This is a genomic window from Agromyces cerinus (assembly GCF_016907835.1).
Lineage (GTDB): Bacteria > Actinomycetota > Actinomycetes > Actinomycetales > Microbacteriaceae > Agromyces > Agromyces nitratus.
In genome coordinates this window covers 3,908,573-3,929,065 of record NZ_JAFBCT010000001.1, presented here as the reverse complement: position 1 = coordinate 3,929,065, position 20,493 = coordinate 3,908,573, and the positions used below count along the sequence as shown (strand labels likewise).

Here is a 20,493-nt window from a genome sequence, read left to right as displayed (position 1 = left end):
CGAGCACCGTGGATGCCCGCCGCCCCGCCGTCCGGGACCCGCTACCCCAGCGAGCGGATGCGAGCGTCTCCCCAGTCGGCGTGGTCGCTGTTGTTGGTGCCGTCGGCGTCGGAGGCGCGGAGGGTCAGCTCCCGCACGCCGAGCACGTCGAGCTCGATCGCCTGCGCCGGCGAGGTCGCGCGCATGACGCCGCTGTCGTAGACCACGACGCCGTCGGCGAGCACCTGGAACACGATCGAGGCCGGCGACTGCGCGGATGACGCGTCGTCGACCCCCACCATCGCCGAGAACGACGCATCGGTCGGGGCGAGGGCGAACACGATCTCGCTGTTCGCATGGGCGCCGATGCCCTTCGCGAAGCTCTGACCCTCGATGCGCAGCGTCCCGCCGCTGACCGAGCGGTCTCGGCCGATCGTGCCCCACCCGGTCGTCGCGGAGATCCATTCGCGGTCGCCGAGGTACGAGACCACCTCATCGGGCGAGCTCACCTCGTCGACGGTGGTCGCCTGGCCGGTTCCGAGTTCGTTCGCGGCGGCGACCCGATAGCGGTACGGCCCTCCCGAGGCATCCGTGTCGACGAACGAGGAGCCGGCGATGCCCGAGGCGAGCTCGACGAAGTCGTCCGACCCGGCCGGTGCACGCCAGACGACGCTGCTCACGGCGTCTTCGGCGGGCTCCCACAGCACGACCACCTTGTCGCCGGAGCGGTACGCCTCGACCCCCGCCGGGGCCGCGGGCACCGCGGTCGGCTTGGTGCGGAACCAGTGCGTCTCGGTCGCGGCGACGCGCTGCCCGGTGGCGGAGTTCACGGCCGTGACCGACCAGAAGTAGCGGAGACCCGGCTGGAGCTCCTGCTTCAGGCGCACCGAGGTGCCGCGGACGGTACGGTCGGCGACGACCTCGGTCAGTGCGCGGTCGCGAGCCACCACCACCCGGTACTCGTCGGCGTTCTCCGAGCGCTGCCAATCGAGCTTGGGGGTGGTCGCGACGCGCACCGCCTCGTCGGCCGGTGCGCCGAGCCCGAACTCGGCGGGGTGGGTGAGGATGGTGTCTCCGTGCTGCTGCTCGCGGAGCGCTCCCTGCGCCCGGAACTCGACCGACGCGCCGACGGGGACGTCGACGGTCAGCTCGCTGACCGCGCGGCCGTTGAGGTGTCGCAGCTCGGGCTTCGTCTTCTCGCCGTCCACGACGATCCACTTCCACCCGCCGTCGAATCGCACCGTGGTGGTCAGCGGCTGGGGTCCCTCCTCATGCGTCACGACCGTCGAGGTGCGTCCCTCGTGACGGACGCCGAAGCGGTGCTCGCCGACCGCGACGTGGTCGAGATCGAGCCACGGCAGCGCCTCGGGCAGGTGCGACTCGACCGCGACCGCGTGCTCGGGCGCGTTCGGCTCGACACCGGCGAGGCCTTCGACCGTCTGCGACACCAGCGTGTAGCTGGTCTCGGGGTAGTCGCCGTTCACGCCCTGCTGCGAGACCACGTGCGGCTCGTGCAGGTGGGAGACGATGTCCTGCATCCAGGCGTAGGCCTCAGCGTCGCGCCCGTACTCGAACAGCGCATCCGGCACGTAGGTGAGCGCCTCGATGTTCTCGGGACGGTCCTCGGCGAACATGCGGTCGAGATACGGCAGGAAGTCGTAGCTGCGCTTGGCATCGGGGTCGATGAGCTTCTTGATCGCCTCGAACGCGCTCGGCTCTCGCCCGAATCCGAGTACGGGCTCCCCTTCGCCGTTGCGCGCCCGCACGTACTCGGCCTGCGCGTCGGTGACGCCCCACTCCTCGTTGAAGTAGCGCTGCAGCTCGTCGGCCTTCGTCGTGAACTCCTCGGCGAGCGCCTGCTCGCCCTTGGCCCCCGCCATGGAGGCGAAGGCCCGGTAGGCGGCGTATTGCGAGGCGATGCCGTCGCCCGCCTCGATCGCCTCGACGCCGGGCCGTTCGTCGTAGCTCGCGGCGCCGGCGAAGATGCCGCGGCCGGTGCCTTCCGCGACGCCATTCGGGATGCGCGCATCGTGCAGGGCGACGAAGTCGGTCACCGCCTTCGAGTAGTACTGCCAGAGCACCGGGTCGTCGAGGTAGTCGGCGTCGCCGGTCCAGCGGTACTGCTCGGCGGCCTCCTCGACGAGCTCGAACACGGCGGGCACCTCGCGCACGAAGTTCTCGTCGCTCTTGTAGTCGATCGTGTACGGGCTGCCGTCGAAGTTGAGCGCCCAGAGCGGGTACCACTTCCGCGATGCGTTCGCGGTGGCCGCGAACGCGGTGAGCATGGACTTGTTCTCGGCTTCGAGGCCGAGCAGGTGTGCGCCGCTCGCCTGATGCACGAAGTCGCGCGAGTAGAACGCCGTGCGGTGGGCGTAGCCGGCCCAGTACGAGGGGATGTAGTCCACCCGGGTCGGGCCGGGGGTGTCGCCGTTCACGTTGATCGGACCGGACTTGCCGGTCTGCACGTGCTGACGGGCGCGCCACTTCGACCAGTTGAACGCGTCGGTGAGCGCCTGGTCGGCGCTCTGGATGACGAGGCCCTTCGGTTCTCGGACGACGGTGACGGTCCACCGGGTCTCGGCTCCGTCGCGGTCGCGCACCGTGAACTCGACCGGTTCGCGGTAGTCGCGCGGTTCACTCGGGTCGGGGAGCATCCGGGCGCCGTCCGCGAGCTCCACCGTGGCCGCGAGGCTCGTGAGATCGCGGCCGTACGGCGCCTGGAGTGAGATGGTCCCGGCCTCCGCGTCGATCGACGTCGGGCCCTGCTGGCCTGCGATCGTGAACGCGTCGACCACGCGGATGTCGCGGGTCAGGCTGACGTCGTCGATGTTCGTCCACTCGGTGCCGCCGGTGAAGAACACCTGCACGTCGGCGCCCGCCGGCAGATCGATGCCGGGCAGGCTGTAGAGACGGTAGCCGGCCGCGCTCGGCAGTTCGAGCGAGGCGATCACCCCGTCCGCATCGCGCAGCCCGAAGACGCCGCCGGCCCCGCCGGTCGCCACCCACGCCTCGGCGCGGTACTCGCCGCCGGTCGGCACGGCGACGTCCTGCGAGATCGAGTTCGCGTCCCCGTCGTCGAGATAGGCGAGCGCGGATCCGGAATGCGGGTTGTTCGTCGCGATGCCGGCACCGCCGGCGAACACCCAGGGCGCGGCGCCGAGCTCGAACCCGCCGTTGACGAGCAGCGACGCCTCGGCGGCGGCCGCGGGCGCCGCGCCGAGCGCGATGCCCGCCGCGATCACCGCGCCCGCGGTGATCGAGGCGACCGCGGAACGCACGCCTCCGCGCGCCGCACGATACTCGGTCCCGCTCCGTCGGGATGGACGATGTGGTCGTGCCGGCATGGACTCTCCTTCGAGTGGTGATCTGCTGATTTCCAACAATATTCTGCAAATTTGCCAAGTTACGGTCGGATGCTAGCAGAGGGCCCGTCTCGAGGGGAAGGTCTCCGACGCGACCGGCAGTGACACTCGCCCGCCAGCGCCCAAGCCTCCCGCGCGCACCGGTACGATCTGCGGATGAGCGAGAGCCGGCCGACGACGAACGCGAGATTCGACCCCGCCCCGCTCCTGGATCCGGTCGATCACTCCGCCGTGCGGGAGTACGAGGTCCGCAACGGCTTCCGGCCGGGCGGGGGCGGCGGCGTCCCGTGGTACGGCGTGCTCCTCGGGCTCGTCCTCGGCGGGTTCGCGGCGCTCATCGTCGCCCTGCCGCTCCTCTTCGTCGTGATGCTCGTCGACGGCGTGCTCGAGGCCTCCACCGGCGTCGGGATCCCCGGCGACGTGGTCTTCCCGCTGGCCTTCGCCGGTGCCGCGACGATCATCGCGAGCTTCGCCTGGTACGCGGTGAAGTCATCCCGCCTCGAGGGCGAGGCCCGCTTCCGAGTCAGTCGATTCGCCGCCGCGAACGGGCTCGAGTTCGTGCCGCGCATCGCCGAGCCCGCAGCACCCGGCATGATCTTCGAGCACGGCAGCGATCGCGTCGCGAGCGAGATCGTGCGCCTGTCGCAGCCGCGGGCCGTCGAGATCGCGAACTACCGGTACGTGAAGCAGACGACGAAGACGCACGAGACGTTCCGCTGGTCGTACCTCGCGTTCACGCTCGATCGCACGCTGCCGCACATCGTGCTCGACGCTCGGAGCAACGACTCGAAACTCCTCGGCTCGAATCTGCCGAACGCGCTCGCGACCGCGCAGCAGCTCTCCCTGGAGGGCGACTTCGACCGGCACTTCACGCTGCACTGCCCCGAAGGATACGAAGCCGACGCCCTCTACCTGTTCACGCCCGACATCATGGCCCGGTTCATCGACGCCGGCGCCGGTTTCGACGTCGAGATCGTCGACGACCGGCTCTCTCTCTACTCGAGCGGATCGCGCGCGTTCTCGAGCGCCGACCCGGCGATGTGGGAGTGGGTCTTCTCCACCGTCGACGCGCTGAACGCGAAGCTCGAGCGGTGGGAACGCTGGCGCGACGAGCGGCTCGCCGAGCCGAGCTCGGCGGTCGCGCAGCCTCTCGGCCCGCTCCCCGCGATGCCCCGCGGCGTCGCTCCGCAGGGTCGACGGCTGAAGCAGCGCATCCCGCTGCTCGCGTTCCTGCCGGTCGTCGTCATGGCCGGGATCTGGTTCTGCATCCCGCTGCTCGATTCCCTCGGGTGAGGCAGCCGAGAACCCGCCCGCCGGACTCAGCCGCGGCCAGTGAACTCCGGCTTCCGCTTCTCCTGGAACGCGGCGAAGCCCTCGCGGTAGTCGGCGGTGTCGCAGAGCGCGGCCTGCGCGCGGTTCTCCTCGGACATCGACGCCCAGAGCCCGAGCCGGTCGTCGCGGAGCGCGGCGACGAGGCGCTTCGAGGCGACGAACGCCTGGGTGGCACCGGATGCCGCGGCGCGGGCCGCGGCGCGGGTGGCATCCGTCACCTCGTCGGCGGGGAACACCTGCGAGAACAGGCCCGCTGCGACCGCCTCGGCGCCCGACATGAGGCGGCCGGTGACGATGAGGTCCATGGTGCGGTGCGCGCCGAGCCGCTCGACGAAGAGGGCGTGGCCGCCCGAGTCGAGCGTCGCCCCGAGGTTCGCGAACGGCGAGCCGATCTTCGCGGTGTCGGCGACGTAGACGATGTCGGAGGCGATGAGCAGGCCGAGGCCCACGCCGAGGCACGCGCCGTGTGCGACCGCGAACGTCGGCACGGCGATGCTCGCCATGCGCTGCAGCAGCGGCTCGACGAGTCCGCCGAGGTAGCCGAGCACGTCGTCCTCGCGCGGGTCGACACCTGAGATGTCGCGGCCGGCGCAGAACGCGCGCCCCTCGCCGCGCAGCACGAGTGCACGGATGTCGCCGGTCTGCGCCATCCGCTCGGCCTCGAGGTAGGCCGCTGCGAGTTCGCCGATCGCGGCCTCATCGAGCGAGTTGAGCTTCTCGGGGGCGTTCAGCACGACCTCGGCGACGCCATCGGCCACGGTGAGTTCGATCATGATGCTCCGTTCCGCGGGTCGTCGTCGACCCGTTCGCAGGGTATCGGCGTCACACGTCGTAGTCGACGACGACGCGGTCTGACTTGGGATGCGACTGGCACGTGAGCACGTAGCCGCGTTCGAGCTCGTCGGGTTCGAGGGCGTAGTTCTCGGTCATGGCGACGCTGCCCTCGATCACGCGCGCGCGGCAAGTGCCGCACACTCCCCCGGCGCAGGCGAACGGCACGTCGGCCCGCACCCGCAGCGCCGCGTTCAGGATCGACTCGTTCGCGCTCACCGGGCTGTCGACGGTCGACGACAGGCCGTCGAGCGTGAACTCGATCGCGACGGTCGGCTCGCCGCGCTCGACCACCACGGGGCGGCCGTGGCGCGGCTCGACCCGGTCTGCGTCGGTCGTGAAGAGCTCGTAGCGCACGTGCTTGGTCGGCACGCCACGCGCCTCGAGGGTGTCGCGCGCGAGCTGCACGAGCTCGAACGGCCCGCACAGGAACCACTCGTCGACGGTCTCGGGACGGATCAGCACGTCGAGCATGCGATCGAGCTTCTCGCCGTCGATGCGCCCCGAGAGCAGCGGCGCGGTGCGCTGCTCCCGCGAGAGCACGTGGTGCAGGGCGAGGCGCGACGGGTAGCGGTCCTTCAGCTCGGCGAGCTCCTCGAGGAACATCACGTCGAGCGTCGAGCGGTTCGTGTAGACGAGCTCGAATTCGGATGTCGCGGAGCGCGCCAGCACCGTGTGGGCGAGCGCCATGAGCGGGGTGATGCCCGACCCGGCGGCGATGCCGACGATGTGCTTGCCGTCGAGCGCGTCGAGGCTCGAGGTGAAGGTGCCCTGGGGACTCATCACGTCGAGGGTGTCGCCCGCGACGAGCTCGGTGTTCGCCCACGTCGAGAAGAGGCCGCCCAGGTCGCGCTTGATCGCGACCGAGACGCTGCCCCGCACGGGCGGACGGCAGATCGAGTAGCTGCGACGCAGCTCGTGCCCGTCGAAGTCCTTGCGGAGCGCCACGTACTGGCCGGGCAGGTACGTGTAGTCGTCGGCGAGGTCGTCGGGCACGGCGAAGGTGACCTCGACGGCGTCGGCTGTGAGCGGGCGCACCTCGGCGACCTCGAGCGAGTGGAAGCGGGCGCGGTGGCGCTTCGAGACGTGTTCGCCGCCGACGGTGCTCTGCAGGAACGCCGAGGCGACCGCGGCATCGGGCGTCGCGGCATCGGGCGTCGGGGTCGCCGTCGACCCCAGGTTGCGGGCGGCCATCAGAGCACCTTGAAGTAGTCGAAGGGCTCGAGGCAGTCACGGCACTCGTAGAGCGCCTTGCACGACGTCGAGCCGAAGCGGGCGAGCTCACGGGTGTTGAGCGAGTCGCAGCGCGGGCACTTCACGGCGAGCTGCACGCGCACCGGGCCGGCCGGTCGAGCGGCCGCGTTGCCGCTCGGCGCCTGGATGCCATACGTGCGCAGCTTCTCCTTGCCGGCGTCGCTCATCCAGTCGGTGGTCCACGCGGGGGCGAGCACGAGGTCGACGCGCACGTCGTCGTAGCCGGCGTGCGTGAGCGCGAGCAGCACGTCGTCGCGCATGGCGTCGAGCGCGGGGCATCCGCTGTACGTCGGCGTCAGCTGCACGCGCACGGCACCGTCGTCGCCGATCTCGACCGAGCGGAGCACTCCGAGGTCTTCGATCGTGAGCACCGGGATCTCGGGGTCGGTCACGGTCGCCGCGACCACCCACGCGCGCGCGGCGGCGGGGTCGCTCGGCACCGGCCGGGCGACCGATGCGACGGATGCCCCGGCGCGCTGCGCCATCGCCGCGGTCACCATGATGCTCCGGGGTGCGCGCGGGCGAGCACCTGCATCTCGGCGAGGAGCGGCCCGAGGTGCTCGGTGTGGCTGCCGTGTCGTCCGCCGCCCGAGGCGATGAACGCCGTGCGCCCGGTCGGGCGCTCCAGCACGGCCTCGGCGAAGACCTCGTCGATGACGGCGTCGAACGCCGGGCGCAGGGTCGACGGCAGCACCGCGATGCCCGCTGCGGCGAGCCGCTCGACGAGCGCATCGTCGACGAACAGCTCGTCGACGTAGGGCCAGGTGTCGATGATCGCGAGGAGCATGCGGCGACGCGACTCCTCGGTGCCGCCCGCGAGCCGCAGCACCCACTGGGTCGCGTGGTCGCGGTGGTAGTCGACCTCCTTCACCGACTTCGCGGCGATCGCCGAGAGCGTCGGGTCGGTGGAGTCGACGAGTCGCGAGTACAGCTCGTACAGGTAGACGGATGCCGCGAGCTGCCGCGCGATCGTGTGGGCGAAGTCGCCGTTCGGCTGCTCGAAGAGCCAGGCGTTGCGGAATTCGGGTTCGTTCCGCCAGTAGGCGAGGTCGTCTTCGCTGCGACCGCTCGCGGTGCCGGCGTAGTGCAGCAGCGATCGGGCGTGTCCGATGAGGTCGAGGGCGATGTTGCCGAGCGCGACGTCCTCTTCGAGCTCGGGGGCGCGGGCGATCCACATGCCGAGCTGCTGGGCGAGCACGAGGGCGTCGTCGCCGAGGCGCAGCGCGTACTCCGCGGCATCCGCAGAGGCGACCGCCGTGCTGCCGTCGGCCGCGGTGCCCGCGAGCTCGTCGGCGAGCGCGAGACGATCGACGGAGACATCGCCGTGGACGTCGCCGTGCGGGTCGAGGTCGGCGCCGCTCACAGGTGCTTCACCCCTTCGCTCTTCGTGTAGTAGACCGCGTGGCGGTAGTTCTTGCCGGCGGGGCTCTCGAAGAAGGCGCCCTTCGCGTCGGGGTCGCTCGTCGTGATCGCGTCGGCGGGCACGACCCAGATCGAGATCCCCTCGTTCCGGCGCGTGTAGAGGTCGCGCGCGTTGCGCACCGCCATGTCGGCGTCGGGCGCGTGCAGCGAGCCGACGTGCACGTGCGAGAGGCCGCGGTTGGCGCGCACGAAGACCTCCCAGAGGGGCCAGGCCTCGGTGCCGATCTCACCGGGTGTCGACATCACGCCACCGCCCCTGCTGCGGCGAGCGCGCGCTCGGACTGCTTGCGGGCGTACTCGTGCGCCGCCTCGCGCACCCAGGCCCCGTCTTCGTGGGCCTCGCGGCGTCGGCGGATGCGCTCGGCGTTCGCCGGGCCGCGGCCCGCGAGCACCTCGTTGAACTCGGTCCAGTCGATCTCGCTCATGTCGTACTCGTCGGTCTCCTCGTTGAAGCGCAGGTTCGGGTCGGGCAGCGTCACGCCCATGACCTCGGCCTGCGGCACGAGCATGCCGACGAAGCGCTGGCGCAGCTCGTCGTTCGAGAAGCGCTTGATGTTCCACGCCATCGACTGGGCGGAGTTCGGCGACTGGTCGTCGGGCGGGCCGAACATCTGCAGCGCGGGCCAGTACCAGCGGTTCACCGCGTCCTGAGCCATCTCGCGCTGCGCCTCGGTGCCCTGCATGAGCTCGAGCAGGATCTCGAAGCCCTGGCGCTGGTGGAACGACTCTTCTTTGCAGATGCGCACCATCGCCCGGCCGTACGGGCCGTACGAGGCGCGGCAGAGCGGCACCTGGTTGCAGATCGCGGCGCCGTCGACGAGCCATCCGATCGCGCCCATGTCGGCCCACGTCGGCGTCGTGTAGTTGAAGATCGACGAGTAGCGTGCCCGGCCGGTGATGAGCTGGTCCGTCATCTCCTCGCGCGTGATGCCGAGGGTCTGCGCCGCCGAGTAGAGGTAGAGCCCGTGGCCGGCCTCGTCTTGCACCTTCGCCATGAGGATCGCCTTGCGCTTCAGGCTCGGGGCGCGCGTGATCCAGTTCGACTCGGGCTGCATGCCGATGATCTCGGAGTGCGCATGCTGCGAGATCTGCCGGATGAGCGTCTTGCGGTAGGCATCGGGCATCCAGTCGCGGGGCTCGATGCGGGAGTCGGCGGCGATGAGGTCGTTGAACCGGGCCTCCTCCACGGAGAGCTCCGGGTCGACCACGCTGAGGTCTGCTGGAGAGGTCATCGTCGACTCCTGTGTCTCTGGATTCGGCATTACTAACCGATCGTTCAGTTAGTATATGCTCATGTCGAGCGCTGCGGCAACGCGCGCGAACACATGAACTCGACGAGGAGCTTCAGATGACGGATGCCGCGACCACCCCGACCCGGGCGATGATGCAGCGCGACCAGGCCTCCGCGGCGCTCGGCATGGTCGTCGAGGTCGACGAGCCGGGCCACGCGGTCGTCTCGATGCAGGTGCGCGATGACATGACGAACGGCTTCCACATCACTCATGGCGGCTTCGTCTTCACGCTCGCCGACACCGCCTTCGCGATCGCCTGCAACGAAGACCACACCATCACGGTCGCCGCCGGGGCCGACATCACCTTCCTGAAGTCGACGGTCGCCGGGCAGACCCTCACCGCCACCGCCGTCCGCCGCGCACGCAGCGGCCGCACCGGCCTCTACGACGTCACGGTCGTCGACGAGCAGGGCGACGCCGTCGCCGAGTTCCGCGGCCGCTCGATCTCCACCAACCGCACCATCTGACCCGCCACCAGGAGCCCCCGTGTCGACGACGACCACCTCCCCCTCCATCTCCGGCCTCGCCCCAGCGGCACCCGCGGACCTCGACCCCGAAGAGCGGATGACCCGCGCCGAGGTCGAGGCGCTCCAGCTCGAGCGCCTCCAGCAGACCGTGCAGCACGCCTATGACAACGTGCCCCTCTACACGAGGAAGTTCGACGAGGCGGGCGTGCACCCCCGAGACATCCGCTCGCTCGCCGACGTCGTGAAGCTGCCCTTCACGACCAAGGAGGACCTGCGCCAGACCTACCCGTTCGGCATGTTCGCCGTGCCGATGGAGCAGGTCGCGCGCATCCACGCCTCGAGCGGCACCACGGGCCGCCCCACCGTCGTGGGCTACACGAAGGGCGACCTCGACCGCTGGGCGACGCTCATCGCGCGGTCGCTGCGGGCCAGCGGCATCCGCCCCGGCATGAAGGTGCACAACGCCTACGGCTACGGGCTCTTCACCGGCGGCCTCGGCGCGCACGGCGGCATCGAGAAGCTCGGCGCGACCGTCATCCCGATGTCGGGCGGCCAGACCGCGCGTCAGGTGCAGCTCATCCTCGACTTCGAGCCCGACGCGATCCTCTGCACGCCGAGCTACCTGCTGACGATCGCCGACTGCATGGTCGAGCAGGGCATCGACCCGCGATCGACCTCGCTGAAGGTCGCCGTGCTCGGCGCCGAGCCGTGGACGAACGAGATGCGCCACGAACTCGAGCAGCGCCTCGGCATCGACGCGCTCGACATCTACGGCCTCAGCGAGGTCATGGGCCCCGGCGTCGGCAACGAGTGCCTCGAGACGAAGGACGGCCCGCACATCTGGGAGGACCACTTCCTGCCCGAGATCATCGACGGCGAGACGGGCGCGCAGCTCCCCGACGGCGAGATGGGCGAACTCGTCTTCACCTCGCTCACCAAGGAGGCGTTCCCGGTCATCCGCTACCGCACGCGCGACCTCACGCGACTGCTGCCCGGCACTGCCCGGCCCGGCATGCGCCGCATCGAGAAGATCACGGGCCGCAACGACGACATGATCATCCTGCGCGGCGTGAACCTCTTCCCGACGCAGATCGAGGAGATCGTGCTCGGCATCGAGCAGCTCACCCCGCACTTCATCCTCGAGCTGCGCCGCACGGGCACCATGGACGACCTGACCGTGCGCATCGAGCGGCACCCCGACCTCTCGATCGAGGTCTGCCAGGCCGCCACCGTGGTGCTCGCCAAGCGCATCAAGGAGGGCATCGGATCGACCGTCGCCGTGCAGCTCGAGGAGCCGGGTGCGCTCCCCCGCAGCGAGGGCAAGTACAAGCGCGTCTACGACCTGCGCGGTTCTGCGGGTTGAGCCTGCCGAAACCTGCCGCCCGGGTCGGGGTGTCGACAGGCTCAACCCGCGGAGACCGGCGCAGAGGATGCGAAGATGATGGCGATGTCTGAGAACGGTTCACTTCGACGCGGGCGCCCCGGGTACGACCAGCAGGGGATCCTCGAGGTCGCCGTCGCCGCGTTCAACCAGTACGGCTACGACGCGACCTCGATGGGGGTGCTCGCCGATCGGCTCGGCCTGTCGAAGTCGGCGATCTACCACCACTTCGCCTCGAAGGACGAGATCCTCGAGCGTGCGCTCGACGATGCGCTCAGCGCTCTCGAGGGCGTGCTCGGCGAGTCGGGCGCCACGCGGGGCCGTGCCGCCGATCGGCTCGAGGCGGTGCTCGGCGGCGCCGTGCACGTGCTCGTCGAGAAGCTGCCGTCGGTGACGCTGCTGCTCCGCGTGCGCGGCAACACCGAGGTCGAGCGGCGTGCCCTCGCCCGGCGACGAGCGTTCGACCGGGCGGTCACCTCGCTCGTCGAGGAGGCGCAGGCCGAGGGCAGCCTCCGCTCCGACATCGACCCGAGCGTCGTCGCGCGCCTCGCCTTCGGCATGATCAACTCGATCGTCGAGTGGTACCGCCCGGGCGGTAAGGAGGACGCGGACCGACTCGCCGGCGACGTGATCGCCATCGCCCTCGACGGGCTGCGCATGCCCACCTCGAATCGCGTCGAAGAGCTCATCGAACGGGGACCAGCATGATCGAACCACTCGACGGCCTGCCCGCAGGCGTGATCGGCTTCCGTGCCGTCGGCACGATCGAGGCCGAGGACTACCGCGACGTGCTCGACCCGGCGATCCATGCCGCGCTCGACGCGCGCGGGCGGGTCGACTGCGTCTTCGTCATGGGCGAGGAGTTCGACCACTACTCGCTCGGCGCGATGTGGGAGGACGCGAAGCTCATCGGCCTCCCCCACTCGGCGTGGGGTCGAGCGGCGTTCGTCACCGACCACGACGTGCTCGCGGGTATCGCGACCGCGTTCGGCGGGCTCGTACCCGGGGAGTTCCGCGTGTTCCCGCTGGCGCAGCGCGACGAGGCGATCGCCTGGGTGGCGGAGTCGGCGACGACGGCGGCGTCCTCCGCGTCGTCGGACTGACTCGGTCGGCGCCGACCGGCGCCGACCGGCGGCGCGCCGGTCACTTCACTCGAGCATGCGCATGCGGTCGCTGCGGGCGAGGAACGTCGCGGCGACGATCGTCACGACGCACAGCACGGCCGGGCCGATCGTCTTGCCCACGTCCCCCTGCACCGCGCCGATGAACGAGTCGATGCCCTGCACGATCGTCATCGCCACCGCGATGGCGAGGAGGCCGGCATCGGACCGGAACATCGGCGCCACGAGCGCCATCACGACGAGCGCGACGCTGCGCGACGTCGCGTAGAGCGCGTCGCTCGCCTCGAGTCCGCCGTCGATCACGGCGAGCACCGAGTAGGTGACGCTCACCCCCGCACTGATGACCGTGACCGCGTAGCAGATCCAGAAGGCCGCACCACGGGCGGCGGTGCGCGTCATTTCGCTCATGGGTTCAGGGTGGACGGCGAAGCGGCGTGCGTCAAGCACTACGCCGCGGGCCGCGGCATCCGGTTCGTCTGATGCCGGCGGGTTGCCGCATGGCGCGGTGCACTGGTCATCACGACGGATGCCGCGGACGTGCGCGCGGCGGCCGGGGCTGCAGTCGCTGCGGCTTCGGCGCGGCGCTCCAGCGCCACCCGGCGGCGTTCGAGGTCGCGGTCGATGCGCTCGTCGTTGGCGGCGACGAGGTGGGGAAAGGCGAGTTCCGAGATCAACATGTGTCTGCTCCTGTGTGTCTGAGTCGAGACTCCTCGCTAAGGAGGGCTCGAGACATCCGCAGATCGCCCTATTCTTCGTCCCACCATCTGAGGTGGCTCCAGAACTCCGCCCAGCCGCTTGTCGGCCGCGTGCGCCAGAGTGGGGGGATGACCCTCGCAGCGCCGCCCGCCGATACCCGATCCGCTGCGCTCGCCGCGCTGCGCGAACTCGTCGGGCGTGACGACGCCGAGTTCCACGACGGGCAGTTCGAGGCGATCGAGGCCCTGGTCGAGGGGCGCCGCCGTGCGCTCGTCGTGCAGCGCACCGGGTGGGGCAAGTCGGCGGTGTACTTCGTCGCGACGCTGCTGCTCCGCCGGCAGGGCGCGGGGCCGACCGTGCTCGTCTCACCGCTGCTGGCCCTCATGCGCGACCAGATCGCGGCCGCCGAGCGTGCTGGGGTGCGCGCCGTGGCCATCAACTCGACGAACCCGCACGAGTGGAGCGACGTGCTCGCCCAGCTCGACCGCGACGAGGTCGACGTGCTGCTCGTCTCTCCCGAGCGGCTCAACAACCCGACCTTCCGCGAAGAGCAGCTGCCCGCCCTCGTGCGGCGCATCGGCATGCTCGTCGTCGACGAGGCGCACTGCATCAGCGACTGGGGCCACGACTTCCGGCCCGATTACCGGCGGCTCCGCGACCTCATCTCGCAGATGCCGGCCGAGGTGCCGGTGCTCGCCACGACGGCGACGGCGAACAGCCGGGTCGTCGCCGATGTCGCAGAGCAGCTCGGCACGGGCGCGGCCGACGGCGGGGCGGAGGCGCCCGAGGTCCTCACGATCCGCGGACCGCTCGCCCGGGCATCGCTGCGGCTCGGGGTGCTGCGCCTGCCCGATTCGCCGAGCCGTCTCGCCTGGCTGCTCAGCCACCTCGACGACCTGCCCGGCTCGGGCATCATCTACACGCTGACCGTCGCGGCTGCCAACGACACCGCGCGCCTCCTGCGCGAACGCGGCCACGAGGTGCGGGCCTACACGGGCCAGACCGACACCGACGAGCGCACCGAGTCCGAGGGCATGCTGAAGCGCAACGAGGTGAAGGCGCTCGTCGCCACGAGCGCGCTCGGCATGGGCTTCGACAAGCCCGACCTCGGATTCGTACTGCACCTCGGCGCGCCGTCGTCGCCCGTCGCCTACTACCAGCAGGTCGGTCGCGCCGGCCGCGCCAGCGAGAGCGCCGACGTGCTGCTGCTCCCCGGCACCGAAGACGCCGCGATCTGGCACTACTTCGCGACCGCGTCGATGCCCGATCAGGAGCGCGCGGAGCGCGTCATCGGCGCCCTCTCCGACGTGCCCGTCTCGACACCGGCCCTCGAGGCGATGGTCGACATCCGTCGCACCCCGCTCGAGCTGCTGCTCAAGGTGCTCGACGTCGACGGCGCCGTGCGCCGGGTGCAGGGCGGCTGGGTCGCGACGGGCATGCCGTGGGTCTACGACGCCGAGCGCTACGAGCGCATCGCCGCCGAGCGGCTCGCCGAGCAGCAGCACATGATCGACTACGAGCAGACCGACGGATGCCGCATGGAGTTCCTGCAGCGATCGCTCGACGACGACACGGCGGCGCCCTGCGGGCGGTGCGACAACTGCGCGGGCGTCTGGTTCCCGCGTGAGATCGCAGCATCCGCCACGGCCACTGCCGCCGAATCGCTCGACCGTGTGGGCGTGCCGATCGAACCGCGCCGCGCCTGGCCGACGGGAGCCGACCGTCTCGGCGTGCACGTCAAGGGCCGCATCGCGCCCGCCGAGCAGGCGGGCGACGGCCGGGCCCTGGCACGACTGACCGACCTCGGGTGGGGCGGCACACTGCGCGAGCTGTTCGCAGCGGGCGCGCCCGACGCCCCCGTGTCGCCGCAGGTGCTCGGCGCGTGCGTGCGGGTGCTCGCCGGCTGGGGCTGGGCCGAGCGCCCGGTCGCGGTCGTGGCGATGCCGTCGCGCTCGCGCCCGCAGCTCGTCGACTCGCTCGCCCGAGGCCTCGCCGAGGTCGGGCGGCTCCCGTACCTCGGCGCGCTCGAGTTCCGGAACGGGGGGCCTACCGGCCAGCCGGGCGGCAACAGCGCGTTCCGGCTCGCCGGCCTGTGGGACCGGTTCTCGGCCGACGGCCTCGACGTGCCGGCGGGCGGCGTGCTGCTCGTCGACGACCAGGCCGACAGCCGGTGGACCCTCACGATCGCCGCGCGCGAGCTCCGCCAGGCGGGCGCGACCGAGGTGCTGCCGTTCGTGCTCGCGCTGCGGGGCTGATCTGCAGGGGCTCGCCGACCTCGGGTCACCCCGGCAGGTGACCGCCGGGGCGCCCTTCGCGCAGCTCAGGCCGGCGTCTGCTCCTTCGCCACGAGCGTGAGCACGTCGTACGACGCCACGAGCTCGTCGTCCTGGTTGCGCAGCACCGCGTCCCAGCGCACCTCGCCGTACTCGTCGGTCTCGCGCGGCGTGATCTGCTTCGCCGTGAGTTCGACGCGGATCGAGTCGCCGGGTGACACGGGGGTCACGAAGCGCAGGTTCTCGAGGCCCGAGTTCGCGAGCACCGGCCCGGGTGCGGCGTCGACGAAGAGGCCGGCCGCCCACGACACGAGCAGGTAGCCGTGAGCGACCCGGCCCGGGAAGAACGGGTTCGCCGAAGCCGCGGCCTCGTCCATGTGGGCGTAGAACGTGTCGCCCGTGAAGTGCGCGAACGTCTCGATGTCCTCGAGCGTCACCGTGCGCGACGCGCTCACGACCTGGTCGCCGATCTTGAGCTCGGCGAGCGACTTGCGGAACGGGTGCACGCCGCCGGGCTGCGACGCCGCGCCCGCGTGCCACACGCCGGTGAGGGCGGTGAGCATCTCGGGCGAGCCCTGCACGGCGGTGCGCTGCATGTGGTGCAGCACGGCACGGATGCCGCCGAGCTCCTCGCCGCCGCCGGCGCGACCGGGTCCGCCGTGCACGAGGTTCGGCAGGGGCGAGCCGTGGCCGGTCGACGAGCGGGCGTCGTCGCGATCGAGGAAGAGCACGCGGCCGTTGTACGCGGCCATGCCCGTCGCGAGCGCCACGGCGACCTCGGGGTCGTGGGTCGCGACGCTCGTCACGAGCGATCCGCCGCCGCGGGCCACGAGGGCGGCGGCCTCGGCGATGGTGTCGTAGCCGAGGATCGACGAGACCGGGCCGAACGCCTCGACCTCGTGCAGCGCGGGGCTCGAGGCATCCGCGAACCGAAGCAGCATGGGCGCGACGAAGGCGCCGTCGGATGCCTCGCCGGTGGCGCCGTCGGCGAGGGTGACCGCCGGGGCATCCGTCGAACCGATGACGAGCTCGCCGCCACCTGCTTCGAGGCGGCCGACCTGGCGGAGCACCTCGTCGCGCTGCGCGATCGAGGCGAGCGGTCCCATCGTGACGCCTTCGGCGCGCGGGTCGCCGACGACGACGCGCTCGGCGATGCGCGCGCGCACGGCGTCGATCACGGCGTCGACGGATGCCGCGGGCACGATCGCCCGGCGAATGGCCGTGCACTTCTGGCCCGCCTTCGTCGTCATCTCGGCGACGAGCTGCTTGACGTAGGCGTCGAACTCGGGGGTGCCGACCACCGCATCGGTGCCGAGCACGCTCGCGTTGATCGAGTCGGTCTCGCTCGTGAACCGCACGCCGCCGGTCTGCACCGAGTCGTGCGAGCGCAGCTTCTCGGCGGTCGACGCCGAGCCGGTGAAGGCGACGAGGTCGCCGAGACGCAGGTGGTCGAAGAGCGTCGGCACGCCGCCCGAGACGAGCTGGAGCGAGCCCTCGGGCAGCAGCCCCGACTCGACGAGGATGCGCACGAACGCCTCGGCGAGGTAGCCGGTGGGCGTCGCGGGCTTCACGAGCGTCGGCACACCGGCGAGGAAGGCCGGGGCGAACTTCTCGAGCGAGCCCCACACCGGGAAGTTGAACGCGTTGATCTGCACGGCGACGCCGGGCAGGCGGGTGTAGATGTGGCGACCGAGGAACGAGCCGTCCTTCGAGAGCTGCTCGACGGCGCCGTCGACGTAGACTTTCGAGTTCGGCATCTCGCGACGCCCCTTCGAGGAGTACGTGAAGAGCACGCCGATGCCGCCGTCGATGTCGACCCACGAGTCCTGCTTCGTCGCACCGGTGCGCGCGGAGAGCTCGTAGAGCTCGGCCTTGCGCTCGGTGAGCGCGAGCGCCATCTGCTTGAGCAGCACGGCGCGCTGGTGGAAGGTGAGCTCGCCGAGCGAGGCCTGCCCGACCGTGCGGGCGTACTCGAGCGCGGAGCCGAGGTCGAGTCCCTCGGTCGAGACGCGGGCGACGACCTCACCGGTCGAGGCGTCGCGCACCTCGGCGGCGTCAGCTGCGTCCTGAGCCTGTCGAAGGGCGGGCGTCCACCACTGGCCGTTCACGTAGCTCGGCAGGATCGTGTTCATGGGTGTTCCTTTCACGGGGCGTCCCAGAGGTAGAAGCCCTCGCCGGTCTTGCGGCCGAGCTTGCCCTCGGCGACCATGCGGCGCAGCAGCGCGGGCGGGGCGAAACGCTCGCCGAGCGTCGAGGAGAGGTACTCGGCGATGCCGAGTCGCACGTCGAGGCCGACGATGTCGGTCAGGCGCAGTGGGCCGATCGGATGCTTGTAGCCGAGGCTCATCGCCGCGTCGATGTCTTCGGCGGAGGCGACGCCGTCTTCGAGCATGCGGATCGCCTCGAGCCCGAGCATGACGCCGAGTCGCGAGGAGGCGAACCCCGGGGCATCCGCGACGACGATCGGGGTCTTGCCGATCGCGTGCACCCAGCCGCGGGCCTGCTCGACGAGCGGCCCCTCGGTCGCGTCGCCGCGCACGATCTCGACGAGCGTCGAGGCCGGCACCGGGTTGAAGAAGTGCATGCCGAGGAACCGCGACGGCCGGTCGAGCAGCGCGGCGAGCTGGTCGATCGAGATCGAGGAGGTGTTCGACGCGAGCGCTGCGCCCGGCGCGAGCACGGCCTCGACGCGAGTGAGGGCGTCGATCTTCAGCTCGAGGTCTTCGGGCACGGCCTCGACGACGAGGTCGCAGCGGGCGAAGTCGGCGACGTCGGTCGAGGCGGCGAAGCGGGCGGCGATCGCCGACTCGTCGTCGTCGGCGGTGCCGCGAGCGACGGATGCCGCGACGGAGTCGAGCACCCGGGTCGACGCCGCCGCAGCGGCCGCCGCGTCGCGCTCGACGACGGTGACCCGCGAACCCGCGAGCAGGAAGGCATGGGCGATGCCGGCGCCCATGCGCCCGCCGCCGAGCACGCCGACGTCGGCCGGAGCCCCGGTGTCGGTCTCGTTCACTTGTGCTTCCTCTCGAGGAACTCGGTCATGCGGCGGAACTTCTCGGGGCTCTCGAAGAGCACGGCCTGCTCCTCGAGGTCGACCGCCGGGTGCGCGTCGCGGGGTGCACGGAACACGCGCTTGGTCGCGATCGTCGCCGCCCTGTCGTTGCGGGCGATGCGATCGGCGATCACGTGCGCGGCGGCGAGCAGCTCGTCGGCCGGGTGCAGCTCGCTGACGAGCCCGATCTCGAGCGCTTCGGCTGCGGTGATCGTGCGCCCCGTGAGCAGCAGCTCGATCGCGCGGGCGTCGCCGATGATCTCCTTCAGCCGCCAGCTCGCGCCGGCCGCGGCGATGATGCCCAGACCCGTCTCGGGGTTGCCGATCTTCAGCGCAGGCGTCGCGATGCGGATGTCGGCGGCGTAGGCAAGCTCGGCACCGCCGCCGAGCGCGTACCCGTCGAGGGCGGCGATCACGGGCATCGGCAGCAGCGCCAGGCGCACGAAGGCGTTCGCGTTGATGCCGGCGCGCGCGTCATCCGCTCGACGCTCACGAAGCTCTGCGATGTCGGCGCCCGAGGCGAAGACACCGCCGGCGCCGGTGAGGATGAGCGTGCGCGGGATCGCCTCGAGTTCGGCGCACAGCAGGTGCAGCGCGTCGATCGTGGCCTGGTCGATGGCGTTGCGCTTCTCGGGCCGGTTGAGCGTGGCGATCACCCGGTCGTCGCGGCGCTCGACGAGGAGCGGCGACTCGCCGGTCGAGTAGCGAGCGCCAGCGAGCGTATCGAGACCCGCGCCCATCAGACGCGCTCCACGATGAGCGCGCTGCCCTGGCCGACGCCGACGCACATCGTGGCGAGGCCGTAGCGCGACTGCTCGCGCTCCATGCGACCGAGCAGCGTCACGACGAGGCGCGAGCCCGACGAACCGAGCGGATGCCCCAGGGCGATCGCTCCCCCGTCGGCGTTCACTCGCTCTGGGTCGAGCCCAAGGCGGCGCATCGAGGCGATCGACTGGGTCGCGAACGCCTCGTTGAGCTCGACCGAGCCGATGTCGTCGAGGTCGATGCCCGAGCGTTCGAGTGCCTTCTCGGTCGCGGGCACCGGTCCGAGGCCCATGATCTCGGGCGGCAGCCCTGCCGACGAACCGACGACGACGCGGGCGCGCGGCGTGAGCCCGTAGCGTTCGACGGCGGCGGCGCTCGCGACGAGGATCGCCGAGGCACCGTCGTTCAGGGCGCTCGAGTTGCCGGCCGTGACGACCGATCCGCCGTGCACGACCGGGCGCAGCCCCGCGAGCGCCTCGAGCGTGGTCTCGGGGCGCGGCCCTTCGTCGACGAGCACCTCGCCGCGGTGCGTCGGCACGCCGACGATCTCGGCCTCGAAGCGGCCCGCGGCGATCGCCGCGGCGGCGCGCTGCTGAGAGCGGAGCGCGAAGGCGTCGGCCTCCTCGCGGGTGATGCCGTCGATGCGGGCGACCTCTTCAGCCGTCTCGGGCATCGAGAAGGTCGCCTTGTCGCGGGCGACGAGCTTGGGGTTCGGGAAGCGCCAGCCGATCGAGGTGTCGTAGGCCGCGCCGGGCTTGGCCCACGCGCGATCGGGCTTGGCCTGCACCCAGGGGGCGCGGGTCATCGATTCGACGCCGCCGGCGATGATGAGGTCGGAGTCTCCCGCCCGGATCGCCTGCGCGGCCATCGTGATCGCCGACATGCCCGAGGCGCAGAGCCGGTTGACCGTGATGCCGGACACCTCGTCGGGCAGGCCCGCGAGCAGCACCGACATGCGGGCGACGTTGCGGTTGTCCTCCCCGGCCTGGTTCGCGCCGCCGAGGATGACCTCGTCGATGGCGCCGAGCTCGCCGGCCTGGTCGAGCCGGGTGCGCCGCACGAGTTCGCCGACGACGAGCGCCGCGAGGTCATCGGGCCGAACGCCGGCGAGGGCTCCGCCGTAGCGGCCGACGGGCGTTCGCACGCCGCCGACGAGATAGGCCTCCGCCATGGTCCACTCCTGACTGCACTGTCATCCGCGGCCGCAATTCCCGACCGAACGTTCAGGAAGTAAGTATGGCAAACGGATGACCCGCCCGCCACTCG

General features: G+C 71.3%; 19 protein-coding genes. 6 read left to right on the top strand and 13 right to left on the bottom strand.

Going from position 1 to position 20,493, the window contains the following annotated elements:
- Nucleotides 1-41: 41 nt before the first annotated feature.
- The gene (locus JOE59_RS19180; RefSeq protein ID WP_204463149.1) at nt 42-3,257 is read right to left on the bottom strand and encodes an NPCBM/NEW2 domain-containing protein; all 3,216 of its coding nucleotides are present in this window, start codon (nt 3,255-3,257) and stop codon (nt 42-44) included.
- A gap of 240 nt (nt 3,258-3,497) precedes the next feature.
- On the opposite strand from JOE59_RS19180, the gene JOE59_RS18345 reads away from it, so the two are divergent.
- Nucleotides 3,498-4,634 carry a hypothetical protein gene (locus JOE59_RS18345; protein ID WP_204463148.1) on the top strand — a complete coding sequence of 379 codons (1,137 nt, stop codon included), beginning with the start codon at nt 3,498-3,500 and terminating at the stop codon, nt 4,632-4,634.
- A gap of 26 nt (nt 4,635-4,660) precedes the next feature.
- Here JOE59_RS18345 and JOE59_RS18340 read toward each other — a convergent pair whose 3' ends face one another.
- The 6 genes from JOE59_RS18340 to paaA are packed head-to-tail and all read right to left on the bottom strand — an operon-like array spanning nt 4,661 to nt 9,412.
- Nucleotides 4,661-5,446, bottom strand: a complete 786-nt coding sequence (locus JOE59_RS18340) for an enoyl-CoA hydratase/isomerase family protein (RefSeq protein ID WP_204463147.1) — start codon at nt 5,444-5,446, stop codon at nt 4,661-4,663.
- A 49-nt stretch (nt 5,447-5,495) separates the two neighbouring features.
- A complete protein-coding gene (paaE, locus tag JOE59_RS18335; protein ID WP_204463146.1) occupies nt 5,496-6,698 on the bottom strand; it encodes a 1,2-phenylacetyl-CoA epoxidase subunit PaaE in 1,203 nt (400 codons plus the stop codon).
- Complete coding sequence (gene paaD, locus JOE59_RS18330) at nt 6,698-7,258, bottom strand: 1,2-phenylacetyl-CoA epoxidase subunit PaaD (RefSeq protein WP_204463145.1); 561 nt, start codon at nt 7,256-7,258, stop codon at nt 6,698-6,700. Before paaD ends, paaE begins: the two co-directional genes overlap by 1 nt.
- Nucleotides 7,252-8,121 carry a 1,2-phenylacetyl-CoA epoxidase subunit PaaC gene (gene paaC, locus JOE59_RS18325; protein ID WP_204463144.1) on the bottom strand — a complete coding sequence of 290 codons (870 nt, stop codon included), beginning with the start codon at nt 8,119-8,121 and terminating at the stop codon, nt 7,252-7,254. Before paaC ends, paaD begins: the two co-directional genes overlap by 7 nt.
- Entirely contained in the window at nt 8,118-8,423 is a 306-nt protein-coding gene (gene paaB, locus JOE59_RS18320) for a 1,2-phenylacetyl-CoA epoxidase subunit PaaB (protein WP_056011764.1), read from the bottom strand. The genes paaC and paaB overlap by 4 nt, the downstream gene beginning before the upstream one ends.
- Nucleotides 8,423-9,412: a 1,2-phenylacetyl-CoA epoxidase subunit PaaA gene (paaA, locus tag JOE59_RS18315; RefSeq protein WP_204463142.1), complete on the bottom strand. Its 990-nt coding sequence runs from the start codon at nt 9,410-9,412 to the stop codon at nt 8,423-8,425. The genes paaB and paaA overlap by 1 nt, the downstream gene beginning before the upstream one ends.
- A 116-nt stretch (nt 9,413-9,528) precedes the next feature.
- Between paaA and paaI the strand changes: the two genes are divergently transcribed.
- From paaI to JOE59_RS18295, 4 genes are all read left to right on the top strand, one after another.
- Nucleotides 9,529-9,939 (top strand): hydroxyphenylacetyl-CoA thioesterase PaaI, encoded by a 411-nt coding sequence (gene paaI / locus JOE59_RS18310; RefSeq protein ID WP_204463140.1) that lies wholly within the window; start codon nt 9,529-9,531, stop codon nt 9,937-9,939.
- 97 nt (nt 9,940-10,036) lie between these two features.
- The gene (gene paaK, locus JOE59_RS18305) at nt 10,037-11,302 is read left to right on the top strand and encodes a phenylacetate--CoA ligase PaaK (protein ID WP_204463487.1); all 1,266 of its coding nucleotides are present in this window, start codon (nt 10,037-10,039) and stop codon (nt 11,300-11,302) included.
- Nucleotides 11,303-11,386: 84 nt separating this feature from the next.
- Nucleotides 11,387-12,028 (top strand): TetR/AcrR family transcriptional regulator, encoded by a 642-nt coding sequence (locus JOE59_RS18300; RefSeq protein ID WP_204463138.1) that lies wholly within the window; start codon nt 11,387-11,389, stop codon nt 12,026-12,028.
- Nucleotides 12,025-12,423: a SpoIIAA family protein gene (locus JOE59_RS18295; protein ID WP_204463136.1), complete on the top strand. Its 399-nt coding sequence runs from the start codon at nt 12,025-12,027 to the stop codon at nt 12,421-12,423. Before JOE59_RS18300 ends, JOE59_RS18295 begins: the two co-directional genes overlap by 4 nt.
- A 45-nt stretch (nt 12,424-12,468) precedes the next feature.
- On the opposite strand, the gene JOE59_RS18290 is transcribed toward JOE59_RS18295, so the two are convergent.
- Both JOE59_RS18290 and JOE59_RS18285 read right to left on the bottom strand, forming a co-directional pair.
- A complete protein-coding gene (locus JOE59_RS18290; RefSeq protein ID WP_204463134.1) occupies nt 12,469-12,849 on the bottom strand; it encodes a hypothetical protein in 381 nt (126 codons plus the stop codon).
- A gap of 38 nt (nt 12,850-12,887) precedes the next feature.
- Nucleotides 12,888-13,118: a hypothetical protein gene (locus tag JOE59_RS18285; RefSeq protein ID WP_204463132.1), complete on the bottom strand. Its 231-nt coding sequence runs from the start codon at nt 13,116-13,118 to the stop codon at nt 12,888-12,890.
- A gap of 147 nt (nt 13,119-13,265) precedes the next feature.
- On the opposite strand from JOE59_RS18285, the gene JOE59_RS18280 reads away from it, so the two are divergent.
- Nucleotides 13,266-15,392 carry a RecQ family ATP-dependent DNA helicase gene (locus JOE59_RS18280; protein WP_204463130.1) on the top strand — a complete coding sequence of 709 codons (2,127 nt, stop codon included), beginning with the start codon at nt 13,266-13,268 and terminating at the stop codon, nt 15,390-15,392.
- A 65-nt stretch (nt 15,393-15,457) separates the two neighbouring features.
- Here the strand turns inward: JOE59_RS18280 and paaZ are convergent, their stop codons facing one another.
- Genes paaZ through JOE59_RS18260 form a run of 4 tightly spaced genes read right to left on the bottom strand, consistent with a single transcriptional unit; the run spans nt 15,458 to nt 20,398 of the window.
- Entirely contained in the window at nt 15,458-17,542 is a 2,085-nt protein-coding gene (gene paaZ / locus JOE59_RS18275) for a phenylacetic acid degradation bifunctional protein PaaZ (protein ID WP_204463128.1), read from the bottom strand.
- An 11-nt stretch (nt 17,543-17,553) separates the two neighbouring features.
- Nucleotides 17,554-18,423, bottom strand: a complete 870-nt coding sequence (locus tag JOE59_RS18270) for a 3-hydroxyacyl-CoA dehydrogenase family protein (protein ID WP_204463125.1) — start codon at nt 18,421-18,423, stop codon at nt 17,554-17,556.
- Nucleotides 18,420-19,202: an enoyl-CoA hydratase/isomerase family protein gene (locus JOE59_RS18265; RefSeq protein WP_204463123.1), complete on the bottom strand. Its 783-nt coding sequence runs from the start codon at nt 19,200-19,202 to the stop codon at nt 18,420-18,422. The genes JOE59_RS18270 and JOE59_RS18265 overlap by 4 nt, the downstream gene beginning before the upstream one ends.
- Complete coding sequence (locus JOE59_RS18260; RefSeq protein ID WP_204463121.1) at nt 19,202-20,398, bottom strand: acetyl-CoA C-acyltransferase; 1,197 nt, start codon at nt 20,396-20,398, stop codon at nt 19,202-19,204. Before JOE59_RS18260 ends, JOE59_RS18265 begins: the two co-directional genes overlap by 1 nt.
- Between the last annotated feature and the right edge of the window lie 95 nt (nt 20,399-20,493).

Coding starts and splice junctions, on each gene's coding strand:
- paaI (WP_204463140.1), top strand. CDS start 9,529: ATGACGGATGCCGCGACCACCCCGACCCGGGCGATGATGCAGCGCGAC.
- JOE59_RS18265 (WP_204463123.1), bottom strand. CDS start 19,202: ATGGGCGCGGGTCTCGATACGCTCGCTGGCGCTCGCTACTCGACCGGC.
- JOE59_RS18280 (WP_204463130.1), top strand. CDS start 13,266: ATGACCCTCGCAGCGCCGCCCGCCGATACCCGATCCGCTGCGCTCGCC.
- paaE (WP_204463146.1), bottom strand. CDS start 6,698: ATGGCCGCCCGCAACCTGGGGTCGACGGCGACCCCGACGCCCGATGCC.
- paaK (WP_204463487.1), top strand. CDS start 10,037: ATGACCCGCGCCGAGGTCGAGGCGCTCCAGCTCGAGCGCCTCCAGCAG.
- JOE59_RS18340 (WP_204463147.1), bottom strand. CDS start 5,446: ATGATCGAACTCACCGTGGCCGATGGCGTCGCCGAGGTCGTGCTGAAC.
- paaB (WP_056011764.1), bottom strand. CDS start 8,423: ATGTCGACACCCGGTGAGATCGGCACCGAGGCCTGGCCCCTCTGGGAG.
- paaA (WP_204463142.1), bottom strand. CDS start 9,412: ATGACCTCTCCAGCAGACCTCAGCGTGGTCGACCCGGAGCTCTCCGTG.
- JOE59_RS18290 (WP_204463134.1), bottom strand. CDS start 12,849: ATGAGCGAAATGACGCGCACCGCCGCCCGTGGTGCGGCCTTCTGGATC.
- JOE59_RS18295 (WP_204463136.1), top strand. CDS start 12,025: ATGATCGAACCACTCGACGGCCTGCCCGCAGGCGTGATCGGCTTCCGT.
- JOE59_RS18260 (WP_204463121.1), bottom strand. CDS start 20,398: ATGGCGGAGGCCTATCTCGTCGGCGGCGTGCGAACGCCCGTCGGCCGC.
- JOE59_RS18285 (WP_204463132.1), bottom strand. CDS start 13,118: ATGTTGATCTCGGAACTCGCCTTTCCCCACCTCGTCGCCGCCAACGAC.
- paaD (WP_204463145.1), bottom strand. CDS start 7,258: ATGGTGACCGCGGCGATGGCGCAGCGCGCCGGGGCATCCGTCGCATCG.
- paaZ (WP_204463128.1), bottom strand. CDS start 17,542: ATGAACACGATCCTGCCGAGCTACGTGAACGGCCAGTGGTGGACGCCC.
- JOE59_RS18345 (WP_204463148.1), top strand. CDS start 3,498: ATGAGCGAGAGCCGGCCGACGACGAACGCGAGATTCGACCCCGCCCCG.
- JOE59_RS18300 (WP_204463138.1), top strand. CDS start 11,387: ATGTCTGAGAACGGTTCACTTCGACGCGGGCGCCCCGGGTACGACCAG.